Source organism: Microbacterium sp. CH-015, assembly GCF_049707015.1.
In the GTDB taxonomy this organism is placed as follows: Bacteria; Actinomycetota; Actinomycetes; order Actinomycetales; family Microbacteriaceae; genus Microbacterium; species Microbacterium aurum.
The window spans coordinates 313,915-338,539 of record NZ_JBNAFJ010000001.1 but is presented as its reverse complement, the minus strand read 5'-3'; the positions used below and the strand labels follow the sequence as shown (position 1 = coordinate 338,539).

The window sequence follows — 24,625 nt, the reverse complement described above, 5'->3', positions numbered from 1 at the left end:
TGCGGGGCCTTCGCGCGGGGTCAGGAGGCGAGCTCCTGAGCCGGCGGGGCGCTCGCGGTCAGCGAGATGACGCCGTAGTCCCAGCCCTTGCGGCGGTAGACCACACTGGGGTGGTCGGTGCGGGCGTCGATGAACAGGAAGAAGTCGTGGCCGACGAGCTCCATGCGGTCGACGGCCTCCTCGACGGTCATCCACTCCGCGTCGAAGACCTTCGTGCGGATGACGACGGGCGTGTAGTCCTCGTCCGCCTCGTCACCGGCGATGACCGGCACGGCGCCGGTCGCAACAGCGCGCAGCACATCCGCGGATGCCGGCTGCACATCGATCCCGGCGAGCGAGCCGCTGCCCTTGTCGAGCTTCGCTCCGCGGGGGTGGTTGCGGGAGTCGACGCGCTTCTCCTTCGCGCGCCGCAGCTGTTCGGCGAGCTTGTCCACGGCGAGGTCGAGCGCGGTGAACTTGTCGCCGTCGGTGGCCTCGGCCCGCACCAGCGGGCCCTTCCCCGTGACGGTGAGCTCGACGGTCTCCTCTTCGCGGCTGCCGTTGTGATAGGCGCGATGCGTGACCTTGACGTCGAGGCGCTGCGCCCGCGGCGCGAGCGTCCCGATCCGGACGGACTTCTCCTCGGTGACGGTGCGGAACCGATCGGAGATGCTCACTCCGACGCCGACGATGCTGGTTTCCATCCTTGACCTCCTTGTTCCGGTCCGCCCGGTCAAGGGCGGACCCTGAGTTCGCCTTGGTCTGTCCCACGCTATCCGGGCGCACGGCCGGTGTCACGTAGGAATCGCTGGGAGTAATCCGGTGCGGGTGGTCGATGCCACCGTCACCGCCCCGAGCACCCGTGCCCCGCCCGCCCGCAGAGAGCGGGCCGCCTCGACGAGGGTCGCCCCCGTCGTGACGACGTCGTCGACGACGATGACCGCCGCACCGGCGGCGCCGCGGGCGCGCATGCTTCCGGAGACGTTCGCGGCGCGTTCGGTGCGGCCGAGCAGCCGCTGATCGGCGGTGGGCGCGTGCACTCGCAGCATCCGCGCCACCGGCAGCCCCGCCCGCCGCGCGAGGAGCTCGGCGATGTGGTGTCCGCGGCGCCGGTACGCCGCGCGCGAGGGCGGCACGGGCACGAAGACGACGTCGTCGGATGCCGCCGTCAGCGCCGCCGCCGCGGAGACCGCGAGCGCGGCGCCCAGGGGCCCGGCGAGGGCGGTCCGCCCCTCCTCCTTGAAGGCGCGGATCGTGCGGGCCGCCACACCCGAGAACTCGACGGCGGCGTGCACCCGCAGCCCGCCGTGGAGCGTGCGCGGCGGGCCGGGCGCCGCCGCCTCGGCCGCCAGCGTCCGCCGGCACTCGCCGCACAGCACGACGTCCGGCGCGTCGCAGCCGGCGCACCAGACGGGCAGCAGCAGCGACAGCGCGCCGCTGAGCGCATCGCGCACGGATTCGGGGAGGGCCGGCATCCCTCCACTCTGGCCCGGCGACGGCGGCCGTGACGGGGCGCACGGCCGATCTGTGGACACCGCGCGAACCGAGGCGCCTGGGGAGAGGGCGGCGAGCCGCGCGCGCGGGTCAGCCGCCCGTGCGGGTCACCGCGGAGAGCCCTGCTGCACGGCGAGCACCTCGATGCCGGACGCGAGGTGCTGCCAGTTCGCGCCGCGCTGTGCGTACAGCTCGCCGTCGGCCGCCCGCACCCGCACGCCGGACGGCAGTCCGCCGGCCACGGTGGTCGCGCCCTCCGGCCCGCGCAGCGCGTCGCCGAACGCGCCGATCTCGTGCGTGTACAGCACGGTCTCGGTGTCGTCGGACTCGAGGACCGCGAGCGTCCCGGCATCCAGCCAGGCCAGCGCGGTCGGCGCACCGGCGAGCGTCGCCAGCACCTTGGGGGCGCCGAGGGCGGTCGGAGCGTGGTCGCGATCGCGCAGGATGCCGGCGACCCACAGCGCGTACCGGCTGCCGTCGCGGACGACGGCGGCGATGCGCGTGCCGTCGCGCGACACCCGCTGCGCGACGATCTGCACCGCCCCCGGCCAGGCGCCGGCGATCGCCGACTGCGCCCCGGTCTCGGAGTACGCGAAGACGGCGGTGGGGCTCGCGGCGGGCACGCTCCATACGAAGCCGAACGGGTCGATCGAGGGCGCCACGAGTCCCGTGCGCCGGTCCAGCGTCGCGATCGCGTCATCGGCGCCCACCATGAGCACGGCGCCGGCGGCGTCGCGGACGGCGGCGGTCGTGCGGTCGGCGTTCACCTCGATGTCGGTGGCGTCGACCGTGAGCATCGCCTCCGACAGCCCCGCGATCGGCTCGATCGACGTGCCCGATCCGGCGGAGCTGCCGCTGGCGAAACCGAAGGCGTCCGCGGTGCGCACGAGCGGCCGGGAGTCGACGGTGGTGGGGCGCCACGGCACCGTCTCCGCCGGCAGCGGCTGGGCGGCGACGACCATGTCGACTCCTTGGATGCCGGCGGTCGCGAGGCTCCTCGTCAATTGCGTCTGCATGCGGTTCAGCACCGTCTGGTCGAGTCCCCGGGCGCCCTCCTCCAGGCTCACCCTCGCGACGTTGTCGGCATCGACCGGCACCGCGGCCAGCGCCAGGCGCGCGTCGTCGGTGAAGGCGGTCGACACGGCGCCTTCGAGCCACGGGCTCGGCGACCCGTTCACGAGCGCCTGGGTGATGCTGGTCGCCGCGTTCACGCGGGGGAACCACCGATCGTCGGGGACGAGGTAGGTCCAGGTGGAGTCGAAGTACATCAGCGAGTACGTGTTGAACACGGTCTTGAACCGGGTCTCGTCCAGGACGATGCCGTTCGGCGCCTGCGTGATCCGCCACTGGCCGTCGTCCTGCTGGGCGAGCGTGAAATCGAGCGGGATCTCGCCGCTGTCCGCGGTGAGCAGCTCGCCGGCGGCATCCACCGTGGCGACCGGCGTCACGGTGAGCTGGAACTGGGTCTCGGAGATCTCCTCGATCCGCCGCTGCCCGGGGCTGTAGACGGTGACGCCGGACGGCTTCCACTGGTCGCGGAACTCGGGCGCCAGGAACTCCCGCGCCGTCGCCCAGTTCGCGCCGGGACCGGGGCCGGAGCCGGCGGCGATGAAGCCCTCCACGATCTGCTGCGGCGTGGCGTCGTCGACCGGTCCCTTCGGGATGAAGACGACATCGCCCGACGCGCCGTCGTCGCTGATGACGACGCCGGCATTGACGGGCCCGGAGGTCGGAAGGCCGGCACACGCCGTCAGGACGGCGGCGGCGAGCGCCGTCGCGGCGGCGGCGGCCAGGGCGCGCAGGCGCATCATCGGCGGTCCCCCTTCTCGAAGACGGCGATGGGCTGGGTGAGACCGAGGTCGTCGAGCGACAAGCCGTCGTCGCCCGGGTCCACCGGGATCGGCGACGACCCGCCCAGCTGCTGCCCGTGCCGCGGCAGGGTCAGCACGAAGTGGGTGCCGCGACCGAGCTCGCTCCACACCGCCAGAGTTCCGCCGTGCAGGTGCGCGTCGCCGAGGGCGATCGACAGGCCGAGGCCCGTGCCGCCGATCGTGCGCTTGCGGGCGGGGTCGGCCCGCCAGAACCGGTCGAAGACGCGCTCGGAGTCGGCCGCGCTCATGCCGAGCCCGTAGTCGCGCACGCCGATCGCGACGGCGTGCTGATCGCTGTCGACCGTGACGACGATGGGACGCCCCTCGCCGTGCTCGATCGCGTTGCCGAGGAGGTTGCGGACCACCCGCCGCACGCGACGAGGGTCCATCTCCACCGGCGAATAGCCGCCGGGGGCGACAAGGCGCACGTCCGTGCCGTGCTGCTCGGCGAGCTGCTGCATGGAGGCGATGACATCCTCGGCGAGGTGCGCCAGACTGGTCGGCTCGTACTCCAGCTGCACCGAGCCGGCGTCGTAACGGCTGATCTCGAGGAGGTCGGTCAGCAGGGTCTCGAACCGCTGCACCTGCGCGTGCAGCAGCTCCGCGGCGCGCGCCGTGGTGGGGTCGAAGCTCTCGCGCTGGTCGTTGAGCATGTCGCTGGCCAGGCGGATCGTCGTGAGCGGGGTCCGGAGTTCATGGGAGACATCGGAGACGAACCGCTGCTGCACGAGCGAGAGCTCCGCCAGTTCCTTGATCTGCGACTCGATGCTGTCGGCCATCGCGTTGAAGGAGCGCCCCAGCGTCGCGAACTCGTCCTCGCCGCGGACGGGAAGGCGCACACCGAGGTCGCCCGCTGCGAGGGTCGCACTGGTCTGCGCCGCCTCGGCGATCGGCACCGTGACCGAGCGCAGCACGACCCACGAGATCGCGGCGATCAGCAAGACGAGGCCCGCACCGACGAGCCACAGGGTCACCTGCACGAACTGCAGGGTCTGCTGCTCCGCGGCGAGGTCGTAGGCGAAGTAGAACTCGTACGCGCCGACCTCGGGGAACTCCACCTGCTGGCCGATGACGACACCCGGGACCGCACCGCCGCCGGGGCCCGGCAGGGCGATCGACTGCCACCACCGCTGCTCGCCATCGCGCTGCACCGCCGCGCGCAGCCCGGGGGTGATCAGGCCCGCGATCTCACCGCGCTGCACGTCCTGCGGGGCGATCGCCGAGGGCGCGCCCGAGACGCGGAACCCGGCGATGAGGTCGGTGCCCGCCTGCCGCGACATCGCGTCGACGGCGTTGTCGTACAGCGTCTGCAGCGCCACCGCGTCACCTTCGACCTGCGCGGCGTTCAGCGTGCGCTGCGTCGCCTCCGTCGCCCGCTGCACCGAACCCTGCACCTGCTGCACACGCGACTCGAACAGGTCGTTCTGGATCGCGAGGGCCATCGCGACGAACGCGACGAGGATCGCCAGCGCCGTCGCACCGAGCGTGATGGCGAGGGTGCGGAACCGCAGCGACCGGCGCCAGGCGTAGCGCACGCGCTGCGGCCACGCACGCCAGTCGCGCCATCCGGTCAGGGTCGGCACGCTCGCCGTCGTCGGCGTCATGACGCCCCGATCACACCACCGCGCCGGCGCGGTAGCCGACGCCGCGCACCGTCATGACGATCTTCGGGTTGTCGGGGTCGATCTCGACCTTCGCGCGCAGGCGCTGCACGTGCACGTTCACCAGGCGCGTGTCGGCCTTGTAGTGGTAGCCCCAGACCTGCTCCAGCAGCATCTCGCGGGAGAACACCTGCTGGGGTTTGCTCGCCAGCGCGACGAGCAGCTCGAACTCCAGCGGAGTCAGCGCGATGACCTCGCTGCCGCGACGCACCTCGTGGGCGGCGACGTCCACGACGACGTCGCCGATGCGCAGGTTGCCGCTCTCCGGCTCGGCGCTCGGGCGCAGCCGCGTGCGGATGCGCGCGACGAGCTCCTTGGGGTTGAAGGGCTTGACGATGTAGTCGTCGGCGCCCGACTCCAGGCCTCGGACGACATCGGCGGTGTCGGTGCGAGCCGTCAGCATGATGATCGGCACGCCCGACTCGGCGCGGATGCGGGTGCAGATCTCGATGCCGTCGACCCCCGGCAGCATGAGGTCCAGCAGCACCAGGTCGGGGCGCTGGGTGCGCCAGACGTCGACGGCCGCGGCGCCGTCGGCGCAGAACACGGGTTCGAAGCCCTCGGTGCGCAGCACGATGCCGATCATCTCGGCGAGCGCGGTGTCGTCGTCGACAACGAGGATGCGGGAAGTCATGTGGCCTGATTCGTCCTTCGGGTCGGCCGGATGCCGTCGTCACGGCAGGGCGCAGGAACACAGTATCGGACCCGTCTGGGACCGGGCCGCACGTCGCGGCGCCCTCGCCACGACCGTCATCGTGCTGGTCGGGCTCTTCGGCCCCGACGGGTGGCTCGCGACCGCGCAGAACGGCGGCTTCGCCAGCAACGGGTTCGGCGAGCACTCCCCCGGCGGGTTCGGTCTCGGCTCGGCCATCACGGTTGAGATCGTGCTGACGGCCGTCTTCGTGCTCGTCATCCTGGGGGTCACGCACGCGACCCGCGGCAACGCCACGATCGCGGGCCTCGTCATCGGTCTGACGCTGACGCTCATCCACCTCATCTCGATCCCGGTCGACAACACGTCGGTGAACCCGGCCCGCTCGCTCGCGGCCGCGATCTACGGCGGCCCCGACGCCCTCGCGCAGCTGTGGGTGTTCCTCGTGTTCCCGATCGTCGGCGGCCTGCTCGCGGGCTTGGCGCACCGCGCCCTGTTCGACGCCAAGCCGGCGCGCTGACCGGCGCGCCCGCACGACAGCGGCCCCGCCTCGGATGAGGCGGGGCCGTTGTGGTGAGGATGCCGGGGCGCGCGCCCCGGCATCCGTCTCACGCGTGCAGATCGAACCGGTCGAGCTCCGTGACCCGACCCCACGCGGCGGCGAAGTCGCGGACGAACTTCTCGTTCGCGTCGTCGGACGCGTACACCTCGGCGAGCGCCCGCAGCTCGGAGTTCGAGCCGAACAGCAGGTCGACGCGGGTGCCGACGCCGACCTTCTCACCGGTGGCGTCCTTCGTGCCGAGGAACGCGTGCGACCCGGGGTCGAGCGGCTTCCACGTCGTGCCGAGGTCGAGCAGGTTCACGAAGAAGTCGTTCGTGAGCACGCCGACGCGGTCGGTGAAGACGCCGTGGTCCGAGCCGTCCCAGTTCGCGCCGAGCACGCGCAGGCCGCCGACGAGCACCGTCATCTCGGGGGCGCTGAGCGTCAGCAGGTTCGCCTTGTCGACGAGCAGGTGCTCCGCGGGAAGGCCCGCCGCCGTCGCCGCCGGCCCCTGGTAGTTGCGGAAGCCGTCGGCCGCCGGCTCCAGGTGCCCGAACGAGCGCACGTCGGTCTGCTCCTGGCTGGCGTCGGTGCGGCCGGGGTGGAACGGCACGTCGACCGAGACACCGGCATCCGCCGCCGCCTTCTCGACGGCCGCGTTGCCCGCGAGCACGATGAGGTCGGCGAGGGACACCTTGGTGCCGCCGGCGGCCTGCGCGTCGAAGTCGGCCTTGATGCCGCCGAGCACGCCGAGCACCTTGTGCAGCTGGGCGGGGTTGTTGACCTCCCAGTCCTTCTGCGGCTCGAGGCGGATGCGGGCGCCGTTGACGCCGCCGCGCTTGTCGCTGCCGCGGAAGGTGGATGCCGCGGCCCACGTCGTCGACACGAGCTCGGGCACTGTGAGGCCGGAGTCGAGGACGCGCTTCTTCAGCTCGGCGGCGTCGTCGGCGTCGATCAGCGGGTGGTCGACGGCCGGTACGCGGTCCTGCCAGATGAGCTCCTCCTCGGGCACCTCGGGTCCGAGGTAGCGCTCGATGGGACCCATGTCGCGGTGGGTGAGCTTGAACCAGGCGCGGGCGAACGCGTCACGGAAGGCCTCGGGGTCTTCCTTGAAGCGGCGCGAGACCGCGTCGTAGTCGGGGTCCATGCGCAGCGCCAGGTCGCTCGTGAGCATGCGGGGCTCGCGGCGTCCGTTGGAGTGCGCGAGCGGCACCATGTCGGCGCCCCCGCCGTTGACGGGGCGCCACTGGTGGCCGCCGCCGGGGCTGCGCATGAGCTCCCACTCGTAGGCGTAGAGGATGTGGAAGAACTCGTTGTCCCAGCGGGTCGGGTGGTAGGTCCAGGTGACCTCGAGTCCCGAGGTGATGGTGTCGTCGCCCTTGCCGGTGCCGAAGTTGTTCTTCCAGCCGAGGCCCTGCATCTCCAGCCCCGCAGCCTCGGGGTTGTCCTCGATGTTGGTGTCAGGGGCGGCGCCGTGGGTCTTGCCGAACGTGTGGCCGCCGGCGATGAGGGCGACGGTCTCCTCGTCGTCCATCCCCATGCGGCCGAACGTCTCGCGGATGTCGCGCGCCGACGCGATCGGGTCGGGGTTGCCGTTCGGGCCCTCGGGGTTGACGTAGATGAGGCCCATCTGGACGGCAGCGAGGGGCTTCTCGAGGTCACGGTCGCCCGTGTAGCGCTCGTCGCCGAGCCACGTCGTCTCGGGGCCCCAGTACACGTCGTCGTCCGGCTCCCACACGTCGGGGCGGCCGCCGGCGAAGCCGAACGTCTCGAAGCCCATGTTCTCCAGGGCCACGTTGCCGGCGAGGATCATGAGGTCGCCCCACGAGATCGCCTGGCCGTACTTCTTCTTCACGGGCCAGAGCAGGCGGCGGGCCTTGTCGAGGCTCACGTTGTCGGGCCAGGAGTTCAGCGGCGCGAAACGCTGCTGGCCGGTGCCACCGCCGCCGCGGCCGTCGGTCACGCGGTAGGTGCCGGCGCTGTGCCACGCCATGCGGATCATGAGCGGCCCGTAGTTGCCGAAGTCCGCCGGCCACCAGTCCTGGCTCGTCGTGAGGAGCTCGTCGATGTCCTTCTTGACGGCGTCGAGGTCGAGGGCGTTGAAGGCGGCGCGGTAGTCGAAGCCCTCGCCCAGCGGGTTTCCGACGGCGGGGTTCTTCTTGAGGATGCGGAGGTTCAGTTGGTTCGGCCACCATCGGTTGTTGGCCGAACCCGTCGTCGGGTGCGGCTGGCGGTCGCCGTGGATGACGGGGCAGGTGCCGGCCTCGTCGGGGTTGGGGCGGGGGCGCGTCTCGCCGTCCTCGCGGTCGTCGACGGGGGTGTCGATGTCGGTGACGGCCTGATCGGTGTCGGTCGGGTTCTCGCCGATCGGCTGGACCGTCTCGTCGGGGGTGCTCATGGTGTTCCTTCCGTGGGGTCGGGTGGGCAGCGGTTCAGGTTCAGGCGGCGCGCTCGGCGGCACAGTCGGGGCACAGGCCCCAGAAGGTGACTTCGGCGGCGTGCACGGCGAAGCCGTGGTCGTGCGACGGCGTGAGGCAGGGCGCTTCGCCGACGACGCAGTCGACGTCGCGGACCGCGCCGCAGCGGGTACAGACGAGGTGGTGGTGGTTGTCGCTGACGCGCAGCTCGAACAGCATCGATCGCCCGGCCGGCTCGATGCGGCGCACGATCCCGGCATCCGCGAAGTCGTTCAGCGCGTTGTAGACCGACTGCCGACTCGCGCGCGGAAGCCGCGGCAGCACGTGCCCGAACACGTCGTCGGCGCTGGCATGCGGGCGCTCCCGGAGCGCGTCGTACACCGCGGTGCGTGACTCCGTGACGCGGAGCCCCGCGGCGCGGAGCGCGTCGGCGGCGTCGGCGAGAGTCATGCCCCCAGCCTAGCGTTGTTTTGAACTAGACAAAAGTAGAACGGTGGGTGAACGACCCGGCATCCGCCCGTTCAGTAACGATAGTGATCGAGCTTGTACGGTCCCTCGACGGGCACGCCGATGTACGCCGCCTGCTCGGCGGTGAGCTCCGTGAGCTCCACGCCGAGGGCCGCGAGGTGGAGGCGCGCCACCTTCTCGTCGAGGATCTTCGGCAGCACGTACACGCCCACGGGGTACTCCTCGGGCTTCGTCCACAGCTCGATCTGGGCGAGCACCTGGTTGGTGAAGGAGGCGCTCATGACGAAGGAGGGGTGACCCGTGGCATTGCCGAGGTTCATGAGGCGTCCCTCGCTCATGACGAGGATGCTGGTGCCGCCGGGCAGGCGGTACTCGTGCACCTGCGGCTTGATCTCCACCTTCTCCACGCCCGGGATCGCCTCGAGGCCCGCCATATCGATCTCGTCGTCGAAGTGGCCGACGTTGCCGACGATCGCGAGGTGCTTGAGCCCCTGCAGGTGCTCGGTCGTCACGACGCGGGTGTTGCCGGTGCCGGTGATGAGGATGTCGACCTGGTCGATGACCGACTCGAGCTTGGCGACCTGGAAGCCGTCCATCGCCGCCTGCAGCGCGCAGATCGGGTCGACCTCGCCGATGATGACGCGGGCGCCTTGGCCGCGCAGGGCCTCGGCGGCGCCCTTGCCGACGTCGCCGTAGCCGACGACGAAGGCGACCTTGCCGCCGATGAGGACGTCGGTGCCGCGGTTCAGGCCGTCGGGCAGCGAGTGGCGGATGCCGTACTTGTTGTCGAACTTGCTCTTGGTGACGGAGTCGTTGACGTTGATACCCGGGAACAGCAGCTTTCCGGCCGCGGCAAGCTCGTACAGGCGGTGCACGCCGGTCGTCGTCTCCTCGGTGACGCCCACGATCTGCTCCGCCATGCGGGTGAAGCGCTGCGGGTCGCGCGCGAGGCTCGCCCGCAGGGTGTCGAGCACGATGCGGTACTCGAGGGAGTCGGTGTCGGATGCCGCGGGCACGGCGCCGGCCTTCTCGAACTCGACGCCCTTGTGCACGAGCAGGGTGGCGTCGCCGCCGTCGTCGAGGATGAGGTTCGGGCCGTCGAAGCCCTCCGCCGACCAGTCGAAGATGCGGTCGGCGAGCTGCCAGTACTCCTCGAGGGTCTCGCCCTTGAAGGCGAACACGGGGATGCCGGCGGGCTCGTCCACCGTCCCCGTGGGACCGACGGCGACGGCGGCGGCGGCCTCGTCCTGCGTGGAGAAGATGTTGCAGCTGGCCCAGCGCACCTGCGCGCCGAGCGCGACGAGCGTCTCGATGAGGACCGCGGTCTGGACCGTCATGTGCAGCGAACCGGCGATGCGGGCACCGGCGAGGGGCTGGCTGGAGCCGTACTCCTCGCGCAGCGCCATGAGGCCCGGCATCTCGTTCTCGGCCAGGCGCAGCTGGTGGCGGCCCGCGTCGGCGAGGCTCAGGTCGGCGACGACGAAGTCGTGCGTGGAGGCGGTGGCAGTCGGCATCCGCCCATTCTCCCACCCCCGCCGAGGTCGCCGGTTCCACGCCGAGGTCGCCGGTTCGTCGCCGAGGTCGCCTCTTCCACGCCGGGGTCGCCAGGGGTTCCTCGCCGAGGTCGCTGGTTCCACGCCGAGGTCGCCGGTTCGTCGCCGAGGTCGCCGGTTCCACGCCGAGGTCGCCGGTCTCACGCCGAGGTCGCCGGTCCGTCGCCGAGGTTGCCGGCAAGCTCGCGCGCGGGGCGGCGATCTCGCCGGAAGGGCGGGAGAGGGACTAGACGCGCAGGGTCTCGTGGCGGACGACGACCCAGCCCTTGGGCACCGAGAGCCGGTCGGTGTGGATCGCGCACAGGTCGTGCGCGTGCGGATCGGTCGCGCCGCCGAGCGGGCCGAGCGCGGCCATCTGGTCGCCGTAGTCGTAGGTCAGGGTCGTCACGGCCTCGCGGGCGCAGCCCACCTTCGAGCACAGTCGAGTACGCATCGCCTTCACGGTAGCCGCCGACCCCGTCCGCGGCCGGGTGCCGCGCCGCCACCGTCTCAAAAGCAGGCTCGATCGGCCGAAGGGGCGCCCCGGCGGCGCGAAAGTGCCGTTTCAGCCTGCTTTCGCGACCGGCAGACCCGACCGGCAGCCCGCCCGAACCCCACGGGTCGAGCCATGGTCCGTCCGCCCCGGCCGCGGCCGGGTGCCGCGCCGCCGCCGACTCAAAAGCAGGCTCGATCGGCCGAAGGGGCACCCCGGCGGAGCGAAAGTGCCGTTTCAGCCTGCTTTCGCGACCGGCAGACCCGGCGCGACCGCCCCAGCCGCCCCGACCGCCCCAGCCGGCGCGACCGCCCCGCCCGCCCCGACCGCCACGACCGCCACAGCCGACCCGACGGCCCGACCCGACACCCGCCGGCCCGGACGGCCCCGCCTAGACTGATCGCATGGTGAGGAAGCGCGTCACGGCTCCCCCGCGGCGCGCGTCCCGCCACGGCCGGCACGGCCGCGAGGACCGCAGCCCCGTCGTCCGGCCGCCCCTGCTGCCGCTGGAGACCCGCGAGGAGCGGTTCGACTTCGCCGTCGGGACGGCGGCCGAGTTTCTGCGCAGCGCCTGGCCGGAACTGCGCGAGGTGCGCTTCGAGGTGGCGGCGATGCCACCGGCATCCGATGACGACGGGATCCCCCGCTGGAGCGCACTGCCCACGGAGCAGCGCATCGTGCTGTACCGGCTGCCGATCGAGCGGCTCGGGCAGCTGCACCGCGAGGACGACCTGCATCGGCGCATGGCGATCGAGGCATGCGTCTTCCGCGCCGCCGCGGAGTACCTCGACCGCGACCCGTGGGACCTCGGCCCCGACCGCTTCCACTACTGACGCGGCGCCCAGCGGGAGACGGCTCAGCGGGGGTAGACGGTGATGGCGGATGCCGCGGCATCCCCCGCGGGCACGGGATAGCCCGCCACGGCGCCGCCGGTGGCGTAGGTGACGGCCGCCCGGATGCCGTCGTCGCCGGGCTCGATGCGGTACACCGCACCGGCGGTCACCGGGACGGTGACACTCCCTCCGGCGGGCACGGTCACGTCGGTCCGCTCACCGTCGATGCCCGTGAGCCCCACGGTCTGCGCCGTGTCGGAGGTGGACGCGAGCGTCAACTGCGGGGCGGGGCCGTCGGCGACGGCGACCAGCGCCGGCGCCGTCACTTCGTCCGCCGCCGCGAACCAGCCGAAGTCGCTGCCGGCCCCGAATCCGGATGCCGCGCGCACCGCGCCGGTGACGGGCGCGCTCGCCGTCACGACCACCGTGTAGGTGCCGACCTCGAGCCCCGACAGGTCGAGCTGCAGCGGAATCCCGGCGGTGAGGGCGACGTCCTGCGGCTGTGAGGTAGCGCCGCCGGCCCCGCCGTTCCGCAGGATCACGACCGACGCGTTGGCGTCGGCGGCCGGGGCGAGCAGGCGCAGCGATGTCACGACGTCGCTCTCGCCGGCGGTGCCGGGAGCGGTGACGACGGGCACGCCGGGAATGACGATCTGCTCCGTCGGCACGGCGCTGGCGCCGACCTGGTCGAGCCCGCCCGGCACGAGGATACGGGTGAGGCTCGCCTGCAGCGACGCGCGCACCGGAGCCTCCGCGGCGGTGATCTGCAGAATGGGGTTCTCCTCGCCGAGGGCGAGGGCCGCCAGCGGGACGACGCGCTGGGTGCTGGCCGCGACGACGATCCCGGCGCCGGCGGCGGGAACCGCGGGGCCGGTCGCACCGTAGACCGTGATCGTCACCCGCGCCGCGACGTCGCCGGGATTCGCCAGCACGACGAGGTCGGCGGCGCCGGTCGTGGCCGATCCCGCGACGATCCACGACTCCATCGCGGCGCGCGTGCAGGCCGAGGCGGCGAAGCCGCTGAGGTCGGATGCCGCGACCGTCGCCGAGCCTGCAGCAGCCAGATCCGTCACGGCCCCATCGGTCGGAGGCACGGTGAGGACGGCGGGGCCGGCGCCGTCGGCGATGTCGGGTGCCTGGAGCGTGGTGGACTCGGGAGCGACCCCGCCGGCAGCGCCGTCGGTGAGGGACTGGGGTGCGGCGTCGGCGAGCACCGACGCGTTCGCGCTGTCGCGCCCGGCCGCGAGCACCGGTCCGGCGCAGGTTGCGATCGAGGGTCCCGCCGGCGGCAGCGCGGCCAGCTCGACCGCGGCACGGTCGCCGGCCGCGGCGGGCAGGAGGCCCGACACCGGCAGCACCGCGACGCTCACCCCGAGCGAGGCGGCCACGACGGCGACCACCAGGCCGATGCCGAGCCGCACCGGCCCGAATCTGCCGGACGGATGCCGGGGGGCGGCCGCCGGGTGCACCGGCGCCTCGGCGGACGCGGCGGGAGCCGTTCCAGCCTGCGCGGCCGCGGCGTCGTCGGCCGAGACGCTGCCCGCCACAGCCGGCGCCCCGTCAGCCGAGGCACCGGCGGCCGCCACGGCGGCGTCGGGCGAGACGCCCGCCACGGCGTCCCCGGGCACGGCGTCCCCGCCGGGCTCCCCCACCTCGCGGCGGGCGTCGGAGCGTGGATCGGTCATGCCGCGTCTCCCTTCCGGGCGCCGACGATGCGGGAGCGGCGGCGGCTGTCGGCGAGCGAGCGCCGGGTGGGGATCGCCAGCAGCAGCGCGATCGCGACGGCACCGAGCTGCAGAAGCGCGATCGGCGAGGTCGCGGGCGTCGCGGCATCCGCCCGGTCGGTGATCGGCGCCGTGATGCGCCACAGCTTGCCCTTGCCGGTGTCGCCCACGATCTCGAGGTCGTCGCGCTGGTTGAGCGCGGTCTCCGCCTGGATGCGGACGGCGCGGGCGGCGTCGCTGTCGCCGGCCGGCTCGGTCCCGAGCAACACGAACGCGACGCCGTGGTCGGCGAGATCGGTCACGGCGCTGCCCGAGGGGTCGGCGATGAGCGCCGCGGCGAGGCTCGCGGCATCCTCATCTCCCGCGTTCGCCGCGAGCCGTGCCGAGCGCAGTGTCGACTGCCCGCCGAGCGCGGAGGTCTCCCCCCACACGACGTCGACGATGACGGCGCCGTCGGATGCCGGGGTCATGACGAACGTCGCGTTGCGCAGCCCCGCGCGTCCCTCGGCCTCGACGTAGGCCGGCAGCGTGCTCGTCGCCCCCTCGGTGAGGGCGGACGTGCCGCGCGGCAGGGCGGTCAGCGCGGGGACGGCGCTCACGACGAGCGTCGCCATGACGAGGGCCGCGAGGGGAGCGCGCACCCGCGCGGCGTCGGGGATCGCGTCGAGCGTGAGCGCGGCGGCGGCGAGGGCTCCGAGCCAGAAAAGGCTGAGCGCGGGGGCCGGCGACAGGACGATCGACGCGGCGGCATCCGTCGTCACCGTGATGCCGATGGCGATGGACGCGGTGCCGAGTCCGAGGAGCGCGGCGAACAGGGTGACCGCGGCGGGGACGATGCGCGCGACGACGGGTGCCGCGACTGCGAGGACCAGGACCGGGACGACGAGGAGCGGCATCCAGGCGGCGACGGGGCCGATCAGCTCACCCCAGCGGCTCGCGTCGCCGGAGGGGAAGCCGAGGCCGAGCAGCAGCCGGCGCACGAGGTCCGTGGAGCCGTCGCCCGCGAGCGGCACGCCGGGGTCGGCGAGCAGCGCCCACGGGTCGCCGGTGCTGAGTCGGTGCCAGATCATCGGGGCGAAGACGACCGCCGCCGGGACGATGAGCCAGATCACGCGCGCGAGTCCGCGGCCGTGGCCGAGGCCCGCGGTGAGGACGATCGCGATGATCCACAGCACGATGAGCGCCGGCGCCAGCGAGGGGGCCGCGGCGACGACGCCGACGGCGGCGACGGATCCCACCGCGGCCGAGCTCCAGGAGCGGTGCGCGACGGCGGCGGTCCACAGCAGCCACGGCAGCAGCAGGTGCGCGATGACGACCGTGGGGCGCCCCGTGACGAGCGCGTCCAGCAGGCTCGGCGCGAGCGCCCACCCGATCGCGACGGCGGCGCGGACGACGCCGCGGCCGGTGAAGCGCGTCGCGGCGAACCAGCCGCCGAGGGCCGACAGCGGCAGGGCGAGCACCCACAGCGCGACGGTGACCCGCGAAGGCGCCGCCGGCCACAGCGAGCCGAGCACGGCGACGACGGCGCTGAAGGGATCGGCGGGGCCGATGGTCGCCCAGCCGAGCGGGCGGGCGCCGTAGGCGGCATCGGCCCACAACTGCGCGAGGGTCGCCCGCAGCGGCGCGAGCGCACCGCCGGCGAGGACCGGCCAGGCCAGCAGCGACAGGAACGCCACGACCGACACCAGCAGGGCGCCGAGCACGATCCAAGCTCCGCCGCCGGAGAAGAAACGCAGCTCACCGCGACCGGGACCCTCGACCACATCGTCGTCGAGGCGCTGTCGCAACTGCGCGGAGGTCACCCGCAGCGGGGCGAGCTGCGCCCACGACACGGCGCGTCCGGTGCGGATGCCGCGACGCGCGCGGGCGACGGCGGCCGGGCGCGCCATGACGGTGAGGGTGGCGCCCCACTCGGGCAGGATGTCGCCGGGCTGCTTGGCCAGCAGCATCCCGATCGTACGGACGAGGGCGAGCGGCAGGTACGACAGCCAGTGCAGCACGACCGCCCACGCCGGCGCGTACACGAGGCGGCGGTGCAGTTGCGCAGTGCGCTGGGCGTACGTCTCGCGCATGCCGGGGTGGGCGGGGTCGGATGCCGAGGCGTGCGCGCCGGCGATCGCGACGAGCGCCTGCGGCGCGAGCACGACACGGCCGCCGCGCAGCCGCGCGCGGATGCCGAGGTCGAGCCCTTCGTCGGCGCCGGCGAGGGCGGTGTCGAGACCGTGCAGCGCCGTCCACGCGTCGGCGCGGATCAGGATGCCGCGGACATCGACGCCGAGGACGTCATCGCCCGCGTCGTGCTGGCCCTGGTCGTGCTCGCCGTCGGCGAGACCGACGGTGCGGCCGCCGCGCGACAGGGACACACCGAGCGAGACGATGCGGTCGTTGTCGTCGGCGCGGACGAGCTTGGGGGCGGCCAGGGCGACCGACGGGGAGGTCTCCAGCGCGCCGACCAGGCGAAGCAGGGCATCGGGAGCGGGGGTCGTCTCCTGCGAGAGCAACCACACCGCGTCGCCGTCGATGCGGCGACTGGCGAGACTCAGCGCCTCGGCGAAGGAGGTGCCGCGGTCGGCGGTGATGACCCCCTCGGCGCCCGACTCCCCCGCGATCTGGGCGAGGGTGCGGTCGGTCGCGTGCACGCCGCACAGCACGATCGTGAGCACATCGGCCGGGCGGGTCTGCGCGGCGAGCGCGTTGAGCGTGCGTCGGAGGTGGATATCTGCGGCCACGCGCCCCTCGGGGCGCACGACCAGCAGCGCGTGTACTCGGGCGGGCATGACGTCGTCAGCCTAGGCGGGGCCTCGCCGGCACGGCGCAGATCGGCCGCGAGTCTTCAGATCGAGCCCACTCGGCGGGGCTGGGGAACCCCGTTTCGTCTCGCTCGTTCCTCGCTCGCTCAACGACCGGGACGTGCGGAACGCGCCGAACCCCAACGATCGTTGAGCGAGGGAGCTCCAGCGACCGAGACGAAACGCCCCCACGCCCCGCGGGGTCAGGCGCGGCGCTTGAGCTTGCGGCGCTCGCGCTCGCTGAGGCCACCCCAGATGCCGAAGCGCTCGTCGTTCTGCAGGGCGTACTCCAGGCATTCGCCACGGACGTCGCACGATGTGCAGATGCGCTTCGCGTCGCGGGTCGATCCGCCCTTCTCGGGGAAGAACGCCTCGGGGTCGGTCTGTGCGCACAGCGCATCGGCCTGCCACGCCAGGGCGCTGTCCTCATCGACAGCGGAGGGGCGACGGACTCCCGGGACGCCGAGATTGACCGGGTCGACGAACCAGTTGTCGGGGACGCCGGAGCGGTAACCCGTCATATCGTTCTCCCCACGTTTTCGGCTGGCGCTGGTGCGCGTGTTGGGATAATTACACCCTTGTCATTCGCCGCGGTCAAGTCGCAGATCGTAAACCCTCAAGGCCGGATTGAACCTTCACCCGCGTCCCGTCCGGCGTGTCGCCCGCGCGGACCCGGCGTGAGACGCGCGCACGAGACGCGCGCGCCGCGCCTCACTCGCGGCCGGGCTGCGCGACGAACACCGCGCCGGCGCCGGAGATGTCCACGCGCTCTTCGCGTCCGACGTACACGGCTGCGCCGGGAACGAGCGACGCCGTGGCATCCGCGGTGCGCACCTCAACGTCGCCCGCCGTCGCCAAGACGATCGCGGGGCCCCGCAGCGCCACCGTGACCGGCTGGTCGGCGGTGACGGTGACGGCCGTGAGCGCGAAATCGCTGACCGGCGGGGCGTACTCGCGGACGCCCGGCGCGATCTCCTGCGGCACGACAAGCGGGGTGGGCCCGGTTGCGACGTCGACCACGCGCATGAGCTCAGGCACGTCGACGTGCTTGGGGGTCAGTCCGCCGCGGAGGACGTTGTCGCTGGCCGCCATGAGCTCGACGCCGAGGCCGGACTGGTAGGCGTGCAGCACGCCGGCGGGGGCGAACAGCGCCTGACCGGGCCGGAGGATCACGAGGTTCATCAGCAGCGCGACGATGAGGCCCGGGTCGCCGGGGAAGTCGGCGGCCGCGGCGCGCAGCGTCGCGATCTCCTCGGCGAACTCATCGCTGTCGGCGCGCTCGAGCGCCCGGACGAGGTCGGCGACGAGGTCGGCATCGGCGTCGGTGAGCGCCCACGCCAGCAGATCGCGGACGACGGATGCCGGGGCCGCGGCATCCGTCCCCGTGGCCGCACCGGCGGCGCCCTCCGCACCGACAGGCGCCCCGAGCCGTTGCGTCAGCGCGGCGCTGGCGGGCCCCTCCCCCAGCGCCGCCACGAGGCGCCGGGTGTCCTCGAGGGGGCGCAGCCCGACGAGCGCGCGGAACTCGTCGCTGAGCGCGACGATGATCTCCGGCTTGTGGTTGGCGTCGCGGTAGAGGCGATCCGCGGCGTCGCGGGGCACCCCGGCATCCTCTTCGCGCGTGAAGCCCTCGCGGGCCTGCGCGATCGTCGGGTGCGCCTGGATCGACAGCGAGGATGCCGCCGCCAGCACCTTCAGCAGGAACGGCAGCGGCGGCTCGCCCGCGGCGGCGAGGGCCGCATCGAGGGTCTGTCCTGACCCGTCGGCGACGACGGACGGGCAGCCGGGATGGTCGCCGTACCAGACCTCGGCCTCGGGGCGCCCGGTGGGCTCGCGCCCCTCCAGCGCGGGGATGAGATCGACCGATCCCCAGGAGTAGTCGCGCGGGGTGTTGGAGATCGGGATCAGCATGCGCCCAGCCTAGAACCGCTCCGAGAACGGTCCCGGCGGCGCCCGGTCGGGCACGGGTGCGCGCGATACCCTGATCACACCATGGCCGTCCACACGAAGCATCCCGTCGCGGCGCCGCCGACCGCGCCGATCCGGGAGAAGACGGGCCACATCCTGCTCCGCGGCTGGTGCATCTTCGTCATCGCCGCAGCGATCGCGGGCACCTCCTGGTTGATGGCGTTCGGCACCGTCGGCGCGGGCGTCGTCGCGTTCGGCTCGGGGATCGTCTCGATCGTCCTGTGGCTGGTGCTGCGCCCCGAGGTGCAGTGGCGGCGCCTGCCGTGGTTCGCGGTGCTGTACGTCGTGTGGGCGGTGACGTCGCTCATCTGGACGGCGTATCCGTCGGCGACGACGCTGACGCTGCTGCTGCTTCTCACGACGACCGTGCAGGCGATGTTCGTCGGGTCGGTGCTGACCTGGCGCGAACTCGTGCGGGCGATCGCGTCGGCGCTGAAGTGGATCCTCGCGCTGTCGCTCCTGCTCGAGCTGTGGGTCTCGCTCTTCTGGCACGGCCCGATGCTGCCGGAGTTCGTGCGGCCGGACCCCGGCACGAAGCACGACCCGATCGTGTACTGGGTGCGCGACAACCTGTTCGACGGCGGACGACTGCAGGGCGTGTTCGGCAACGCGAACCCGCTCGCCTACGCCGCGCTGCTGGGGATGGTCGTGTTCGCCATCCGCTTCGCGTCGCGGGCGCCGCGGCGGAGCCTCCTCGTGGCCTGGTTCGCGCTGGCGGCGTTCCTGTTCGTGCGGGCGGGATCGGCGACGGCGTGGCTCGCCGCGGTGGCGGTCGTCGTGGTGCTCACGACGGCGCTGCTCATGCGGACCACGCGCCGCGCCGGCGAGCGCACCCGGTATTACGTGGCATATGCCGTCGTCGGCATCGGCGGGCTCACGGCCCTGTGGCTGCTGCGCGAGCGCATCTTCTCGGCGCTGGGGCGGTCGTCCGACCTCACCGGGCGGGAGGGGATCTGGGAGGTCGTCGCGCAGAAGGCGGCCGAGCGCCCGGTGATCGGCTGGGGCTTCTCCACGCCGTGGGTGCCGAGCGATCCGTTCTTCGACGGCTGGATCACCGACCACGGCGAGACCGTCATGCAGGCGCACAACATGTGGCTGGACGTGTACTTCCAGTTGGGGATCATCGGCCTGGTCCTCGTCGCGCTGACGTTCCTGGCGTACGTCTGGCGGTCGTGGTTCTTCGCCGTGGACCGGCCCCGGTGGGACCTCGTGGCCGACCGGCCGTACTCGGCGGTGACGCTGCTGCCGACGCTCGTCGCGGCGATTCTGCTCGTGCAGGGGCTCGCCGAGTCGGCGCCGCTGCTCGGGTGGGGCTGGTTCTTCGTCATCATGCTGGCGTTCAAGATCAAGCAGGCGCCGCTCCTCGGTCGCGGACCGTCCGAGCAGCGCCTGGTCGGCGAGCAGGGCGAGATCGCACGGATGGCGCGATGACGGCGGATGCCGCCGGCACCGGCCCCCGCGACGCCGATCGCGGCCGCGACGCGAGCGGTGCAGTGCGGCGGCTCTTGGGGTCGGCCGATTTCGCGCGGACGTTCACGCTGACGACGTTCGCGGCGCTCGTGGGGTCGCACCTGATCGAACGGGTGGCGGGGATCGTGACGCTGCGCGCGGTCGTGGCGGGACTGTGCGTGTTCGCCCTCGGCATCCTCTGGGCGCGGCGTGAGGAGATCTCGCTGCTGCGCCTCGTGCCGACGACGCTGCTGCTGCTGGTGGCGTGGGCGTTCGCGAGCGTGTTCTGGAGCTCCGACCCGTTCGCGAGCCTCGGGCGGTGGTCCGCGATGGCGGCGGTGGCGCTGCTGGCGGTGACGATCGGGCATATCCGCGACACGCTGCAGACGGTGCGGGCGCTCGGCGATGTGCTCCGCGCCGCGCTGGGGCTCTCACTCGGGCTCGAGGTGTTCTCCGGCATCCTGCTGGACATGCCGCTGAAGTTCCTCGGGATCCAGGGGAACATCGCGGCGCTCGGCCCCATCCAGGGGATCTTCGGCACCCGCAACATGCTGGGGATCATCACGGTGGTCGCGATGATCACCTTCGCGGTGGAGATGCGCACGCAGTCGGTGCGGCCGGGGACGGCGGCCGCGTCGCTGACGCTGGCGGCCGCGCTCGGTCTGCTGTCGGCGTCGCCGACCGTCCTCGTGCTCGCGGTGGCGGTGGGCACGGCGACGGCGGTGCTCATGCTGGTGCGCGCCGTGCCGGCGGAGCGACGCCGCGCGATGCAGTGGTCGCTCGCGGCGGTGGTGGCCGCGGCATCCGTCGCGGGGTACGTGCAGCGCGCGCGGATCCTCGACGCGCTCGGCGCGACCGACGACCTGTCGATGCGGACGCGACTGTGGTCGCTGGCGGGGTTCTACACGTCGAAGCGGCCGGTGCAGGGCTGGGGCTGGTTCGGGCCGTGGGAGCCGGGCGAGCAGCCGTTCTTCACGATCAATCAGTTGCTGGGTGAGCATCACACGACGGCGCTGAACGCCTACGTCGACGTGCTGCTGCAATTGGGGTGGGCGGGGCTGCTGCTGCTGTGCGCGCTCGGGGGCGTGGCGCTCGTGCGGTCGTGGATCACCGCGAGCCAGCGGCGCTCGATCGTCTATGCGTGGACGCCGCTGATGCTCGTGGCGCTCGCGGTGACGAGCGTGTTCGAGTCGGTCGCGTTGTTCGGGGTGGGGTGGATGCTGCTGTGCCTGTGCGCGGTGCGGGCCGGGCAGTCCCGGTCGTGGCGCGACCGGCTGACCGGCGACGCCCCCACGGGGTCGTTCTCGCTGCCGCGGTAGCCCCTCACGCCACCAGCGACGCGGATGGCGGCGTATGATCTGGTGTATGCGGCGCACGAACATCTACCTGGAGGAGCGCCAGACCCGCGCTCTCGACAGGCTCGCCGACGCAGAGGGGACGTCGAGGGCGGAGATCATCCGTCGGCTCATCGACCGTGCGCTCGACACGGGCGCGGATCGGCGAAACCTTCTCCTCGCGGCCATCGACGCGTCGGCGGGTGCGGCCCCGGAGCTGTCTGCGCCCGCACGCGCAGGGAGCGAGCGCGAGCAGTGGCTCGAGCGACTGCGACAGGACACCGTGTGATCATCGTCGACACCGACGTGCTCATCGCCCATCTCCGAGGCTCCCCAAGCGCTCACACGTGGCTCCGGCGCGTTGCTGCCGATGAGGATCTCGCGATCAGCGTCGTGACCGTCGCGGAGATCATGGGCGGCATGCGCTCGGCTGAGCGCACAGCCGTGCGCGCGCTGCTGTCAGCGCTGCCCGCGATACCGGTGAGCGAGGTCATCGCGGCACGCGCTGGCGATCTGCAGCGGGAGTTCCGACGCAGCCACCAAGGCATCTCCCTGGGCGACTATCTGATCGCAGGGACGGCAGACACGGTCGGAGCGACGGTGGCGACACTGAACACCAGACACTTCCCGATGTTCGAGGGCCTCCAGCCGCCGTTTAGCCCCTGACCGCTCACGCCGCCACCTGGCGGCGGTAGGCGAGAGTGCGCGCGACCAAGCGGTTGCGGTCGGCACGATCGCGCAGATTCAGAATGCTGGAGCCAGCTGCGGCGGGTGTCGGCATCCATTTCTGCGCGTTCGCGCAGATCTTGGACTCAGGCTCTCACAGGGCGCCGGGATAGGATGGTCCGGTCATGACACTCACTTCTTCGCGCCCCGACGCGGCTCAGAACGAGCAGTTTGCGCCGTCGAGCGCGACGATCGCGATCGTCACCTTCAACCGTTCCGGGCTGCTGACGCGCCTGCTGACGAGCATCACCGCGATGGACCCGAAGCCCGGGCACGTGGTGATCATCGACAACGCGTCGACCGACGACACGACCGACGTCGTGGAGTCGTTCCGCGATTCGATCGGCACCGAGATCGTCTACCGGCGTCTCGACACGAACACCGGCGGGTCGGGCGGCTTCAGCGAGGGGATGCGGGTCGCGTACGAGCTGGGCTCGACGTGGATCTGGCTGATGGACGACGACGTCGAGGTGCTGCCCGACGGGCTCGCGAAGATGGGCGCGTGGTCGGGTCGCTTCAAGAGCATCCAGGGCCGCCGCTACGACTACGACGGCAGCGAGTTCTACTGGCAGTACCGCGTCGCCGAGCGCATGGGCATCCCCATCCCCTTCGCCCCGTCCGGCTTCGACTCCTCGGGCTACAAGGAGATGAACTCCGGCTGCTTCGAGGGCATGTTCATCCACCGGGACATCGTCACGCAGATCGGTCTGCCCGACCCGCGCTTCTTCATCTACTGGGACGACCAGACGTACGGCTGGCTCGCGTCACGCGTGACGACCTCGGTCATCGTCGACGAGTTCGTGCTGCGCCGCACCCGCGAGATCAAGCAGTGGGACATGGGCATCCGCCACATGAACGCGTCGAGCGACGCGTACCGGTACTACATCATGCGCAACCGCGCGCACATCCAGCAGTACTACCGGGCTCTCGGGGTCTACAACCCGGTGGCGTTCGGCCTCGGCACGGCGCTCACGTTCGGCAAGGAGATCATCCGGCTGCTGTTCGTCGAGCGGAAGGTCAAGGGGACCTCGCACCTCTTCCGGGGCCTCCGCGACGGGCGCAAGATCTCCCGCGACCGCGACTGGCAGCCGATGCCGGCGCTCGTGGGCACCGAGGGCTGAGGCCCGAGCGGGCGGCGACTCAGCGGTTATAGTCGGCGTTGTAGGCGTCGAGGACGTCGGAGATCGGGGCATCCAGCTTCAGCGCGCCCTTGTCGAGATAGAGGCCTCGCGTGCAGAAGCGGCGCAGGTCCTTCTCGTTGTGGCTGACGAAGAACAGCGTGCGACCTTCGGCGAGGAGTTCGTCGATGCGGAGATAGCACTTCTCGCGGAACGCCTTGTCGCCGACCGCGAGCACCTCGTCGACGAGGAGGATCGGCTCGTCGAGCTGCGAGACGACGGAAAAGGCGAGACGCACCTTCATACCGCTCGAGAGGTGCTTGTAGGGCGTTTCGACGAAATCTTCGAGCTCGGCGAACGCGATGATGTCGTCGAAACGGCGAGCGATCGCCGCCTTCGACATGCCGTGGAGGCCCGCGGTCAGACGCACGTTCTCCCGCACGGTCAGGTCGCCGACGAAGCCGCCGGTGATCTCGATGAGCGGTGCCACTCCTCCGTGCACCGTGACCGAGCCCTCGTCGGGCAGCAGGACGCCCGCGACGAGTTTGAGAAGCGTGGACTTGCCCTGCCCGTTGCGGCCGACGACGCCGATCGCCTCGCCCTGGGCGACGTCGAACGTCACGTGACGGAGGGCCCAGAACTCTCCCGGGCGCATGCGCCGTGCCGACCCTCCGAACAGATCCTTCAGGGTGCGGCGACCACGACGGCCCCGGCGGAAGCGCACGCCGAGGTCGTCGACGCGGATGGCGAGCTGCTCGTCCATCACAGCTCCTTCAGCACCGACGGCTCGAGGCGCCGGAAGACGAGAGCGCCGAGCACGAGGAAGGCCAGCGACATCGCCGCGGCGACGGACACCGCGAGCGGGTTCCATTCCTCGGGGAACATACCGGAGCGGTAGAGCGTGAAGATTCCCGAGAGGGGGTTGAAGAGGGCGATCTCGTGGAAGGGCGAGGGGAGGTCGGAAAGTCCGTAGATGATGGGCGACGCGTAGAAGAGTGCGCGGAGGATGAGCCGGGTCGTCCGCTCCAGGTCGCCCCACAGTGCGCACAGCGGCGCCACCAGCAGGCCGAGTCCGACGAGCAGCACCGCCTGCAGCACGATGCCGAGCGGGAAGAGCAGGATGAGCGGGTTCCACTGCACCCGGGGCTGCGCGAACAGCGCGAAGAGGATGAGGACCGGAATCGAGAAGAGGAACTCGATGCCCTTGCTGAGGACGATGCGTCCCACCCAGATGGAACGCGGGATCGCCGTGGAGCGGACGAGCTTGGCATCCTTCCGGAACGCCTTCGTCATGTCGGTGACCGACGCGTTGAACCAGACCCACGGCAGCAGGCCCGCGATGAGGAAGACGATGTACGGGGCCTCCCCGACGCTGCCGCGCTGGAACACCTGGGTGAAGACGAACCAGTAGATCACGCTCATGACGAGAGGATCGAGGATCGACCACAGATATCCGAGCGCACTCGTCGCGTACCTGATCTTGAGGTCGCGGGCGGACAGCAGCCACAGCGAGTGGAAGTAGCGCCGGGCCGACCCCGGAGCGCCGACGACAGCGGTGGTCACCTGACGAGTCTAG

General features: G+C 72.1%; 22 protein-coding genes. 7 read left to right on the top strand and 15 right to left on the bottom strand.

Annotated elements, in window-relative coordinates; all coding sequences use genetic code 11:
* Positions 1 to 20: 20 nt before the first annotated feature.
* The 5 genes from hpf to mtrA form a co-directional block, all read right to left on the bottom strand.
* Positions 21 to 683 carry a ribosome hibernation-promoting factor, HPF/YfiA family gene (hpf, locus tag ACPYN4_RS01530; RefSeq protein WP_287271985.1) on the bottom strand — a complete coding sequence of 221 codons (663 nt, stop codon included), beginning with the start codon at positions 681 to 683 and terminating at the stop codon, positions 21 to 23.
* A gap of 90 nt (positions 684 to 773) precedes the next feature.
* Positions 774 to 1,454, bottom strand: a complete 681-nt coding sequence (locus ACPYN4_RS01525; protein WP_424445452.1) for a ComF family protein — start codon at positions 1,452 to 1,454, stop codon at positions 774 to 776.
* 126 nt (positions 1,455 to 1,580) lie between these two features.
* On the bottom strand, positions 1,581 to 3,284 hold the full coding sequence (locus ACPYN4_RS01520) for an LpqB family beta-propeller domain-containing protein (RefSeq protein WP_424445451.1): 1,704 nt from the start codon (positions 3,282 to 3,284) through the stop codon (positions 1,581 to 1,583).
* Positions 3,281 to 4,948 (bottom strand): MtrAB system histidine kinase MtrB, encoded by a 1,668-nt coding sequence (mtrB, locus tag ACPYN4_RS01515; protein ID WP_424445450.1) that lies wholly within the window; start codon positions 4,946 to 4,948, stop codon positions 3,281 to 3,283. Before mtrB ends, ACPYN4_RS01520 begins: the two co-directional genes overlap by 4 nt.
* A 10-nt stretch (positions 4,949 to 4,958) precedes the next feature.
* Positions 4,959 to 5,639: an MtrAB system response regulator MtrA gene (gene mtrA / locus ACPYN4_RS01510; protein WP_281653105.1), complete on the bottom strand. Its 681-nt coding sequence runs from the start codon at positions 5,637 to 5,639 to the stop codon at positions 4,959 to 4,961.
* On the opposite strand from mtrA, the gene ACPYN4_RS01505 reads away from it, so the two are divergent.
* Complete coding sequence (locus ACPYN4_RS01505) at positions 5,638 to 6,177, top strand: aquaporin (protein ID WP_424445449.1); 540 nt, start codon at positions 5,638 to 5,640, stop codon at positions 6,175 to 6,177. The genes mtrA and ACPYN4_RS01505 overlap by 2 nt on opposite strands.
* A gap of 88 nt (positions 6,178 to 6,265) precedes the next feature.
* Here ACPYN4_RS01505 and katG read toward each other — a convergent pair whose 3' ends face one another.
* The 4 genes from katG to ACPYN4_RS01485 all read right to left on the bottom strand — a co-directional run bounded on the left by katG (position 6,266) and on the right by ACPYN4_RS01485 (position 11,069).
* On the bottom strand, positions 6,266 to 8,596 hold the full coding sequence (gene katG, locus ACPYN4_RS01500) for a catalase/peroxidase HPI (RefSeq protein WP_424445448.1): 2,331 nt from the start codon (positions 8,594 to 8,596) through the stop codon (positions 6,266 to 6,268).
* Between the two features lie 40 nt (positions 8,597 to 8,636).
* A complete protein-coding gene (locus tag ACPYN4_RS01495; protein WP_424445447.1) occupies positions 8,637 to 9,065 on the bottom strand; it encodes a Fur family transcriptional regulator in 429 nt (142 codons plus the stop codon).
* Between the two features lie 71 nt (positions 9,066 to 9,136).
* The gene (ahcY, locus tag ACPYN4_RS01490) at positions 9,137 to 10,597 is read right to left on the bottom strand and encodes an adenosylhomocysteinase (RefSeq protein WP_287271995.1); all 1,461 of its coding nucleotides are present in this window, start codon (positions 10,595 to 10,597) and stop codon (positions 9,137 to 9,139) included.
* 265 nt (positions 10,598 to 10,862) lie between these two features.
* Positions 10,863 to 11,069 carry a DUF3499 family protein gene (locus ACPYN4_RS01485; RefSeq protein WP_076692243.1) on the bottom strand — a complete coding sequence of 69 codons (207 nt, stop codon included), beginning with the start codon at positions 11,067 to 11,069 and terminating at the stop codon, positions 10,863 to 10,865.
* A 443-nt stretch (positions 11,070 to 11,512) separates the two neighbouring features.
* On the opposite strand from ACPYN4_RS01485, the gene ACPYN4_RS01480 reads away from it, so the two are divergent.
* A complete protein-coding gene (locus ACPYN4_RS01480; protein ID WP_239281464.1) occupies positions 11,513 to 11,941 on the top strand; it encodes a metallopeptidase family protein in 429 nt (142 codons plus the stop codon).
* Between the two features lie 23 nt (positions 11,942 to 11,964).
* On the opposite strand, the gene ACPYN4_RS01475 is transcribed toward ACPYN4_RS01480, so the two are convergent.
* From ACPYN4_RS01475 to manA, 4 genes are all read right to left on the bottom strand, one after another.
* The gene (locus ACPYN4_RS01475) at positions 11,965 to 13,626 is read right to left on the bottom strand and encodes a DUF5719 family protein (protein WP_424445446.1); all 1,662 of its coding nucleotides are present in this window, start codon (positions 13,624 to 13,626) and stop codon (positions 11,965 to 11,967) included.
* Positions 13,623 to 16,442, bottom strand: coding sequence for a glycosyltransferase (locus tag ACPYN4_RS01470; protein WP_424445445.1), 2,820 nt, complete (start codon positions 16,440 to 16,442; stop codon positions 13,623 to 13,625). Before ACPYN4_RS01470 ends, ACPYN4_RS01475 begins: the two co-directional genes overlap by 4 nt.
* Before the next feature lie 215 nt (positions 16,443 to 16,657).
* On the bottom strand, positions 16,658 to 16,975 hold the full coding sequence (locus ACPYN4_RS01465) for a WhiB family transcriptional regulator (RefSeq protein ID WP_076691402.1): 318 nt from the start codon (positions 16,973 to 16,975) through the stop codon (positions 16,658 to 16,660).
* A 190-nt stretch (positions 16,976 to 17,165) separates the two neighbouring features.
* Positions 17,166 to 18,365, bottom strand: coding sequence for a mannose-6-phosphate isomerase, class I (manA, locus tag ACPYN4_RS01460; RefSeq protein WP_424445444.1), 1,200 nt, complete (start codon positions 18,363 to 18,365; stop codon positions 17,166 to 17,168).
* Between the two features lie 81 nt (positions 18,366 to 18,446).
* On the opposite strand from manA, the gene ACPYN4_RS01455 reads away from it, so the two are divergent.
* The 5 genes from ACPYN4_RS01455 to ACPYN4_RS01435 all read left to right on the top strand — a co-directional run bounded on the left by ACPYN4_RS01455 (position 18,447) and on the right by ACPYN4_RS01435 (position 23,052).
* Complete coding sequence (locus ACPYN4_RS01455) at positions 18,447 to 19,853, top strand: O-antigen ligase family protein (RefSeq protein WP_424445443.1); 1,407 nt, start codon at positions 18,447 to 18,449, stop codon at positions 19,851 to 19,853.
* Complete coding sequence (locus ACPYN4_RS01450; protein ID WP_424445442.1) at positions 19,850 to 21,190, top strand: O-antigen ligase family protein; 1,341 nt, start codon at positions 19,850 to 19,852, stop codon at positions 21,188 to 21,190. The genes ACPYN4_RS01455 and ACPYN4_RS01450 overlap by 4 nt, the downstream gene beginning before the upstream one ends.
* Positions 21,191 to 21,236: 46 nt before the next feature.
* Positions 21,237 to 21,494 carry a CopG family transcriptional regulator gene (locus ACPYN4_RS01445; protein WP_424445441.1) on the top strand — a complete coding sequence of 86 codons (258 nt, stop codon included), beginning with the start codon at positions 21,237 to 21,239 and terminating at the stop codon, positions 21,492 to 21,494.
* Positions 21,491 to 21,871: a type II toxin-antitoxin system VapC family toxin gene (locus ACPYN4_RS01440; protein ID WP_424445440.1), complete on the top strand. Its 381-nt coding sequence runs from the start codon at positions 21,491 to 21,493 to the stop codon at positions 21,869 to 21,871. Before ACPYN4_RS01445 ends, ACPYN4_RS01440 begins: the two co-directional genes overlap by 4 nt.
* A gap of 185 nt (positions 21,872 to 22,056) precedes the next feature.
* A complete protein-coding gene (locus ACPYN4_RS01435; RefSeq protein WP_424445439.1) occupies positions 22,057 to 23,052 on the top strand; it encodes a glycosyltransferase family 2 protein in 996 nt (331 codons plus the stop codon).
* Between the two features lie 19 nt (positions 23,053 to 23,071).
* On the opposite strand, the gene ACPYN4_RS01430 is transcribed toward ACPYN4_RS01435, so the two are convergent.
* Positions 23,072 to 23,812, bottom strand: coding sequence for an ABC transporter ATP-binding protein (locus ACPYN4_RS01430; protein WP_424445438.1), 741 nt, complete (start codon positions 23,810 to 23,812; stop codon positions 23,072 to 23,074).
* Positions 23,812 to 24,612: an ABC transporter permease gene (locus ACPYN4_RS01425; RefSeq protein WP_424445437.1), complete on the bottom strand. Its 801-nt coding sequence runs from the start codon at positions 24,610 to 24,612 to the stop codon at positions 23,812 to 23,814. Before ACPYN4_RS01425 ends, ACPYN4_RS01430 begins: the two co-directional genes overlap by 1 nt.
* Positions 24,613 to 24,625: the final 13 nt, after the last annotated feature.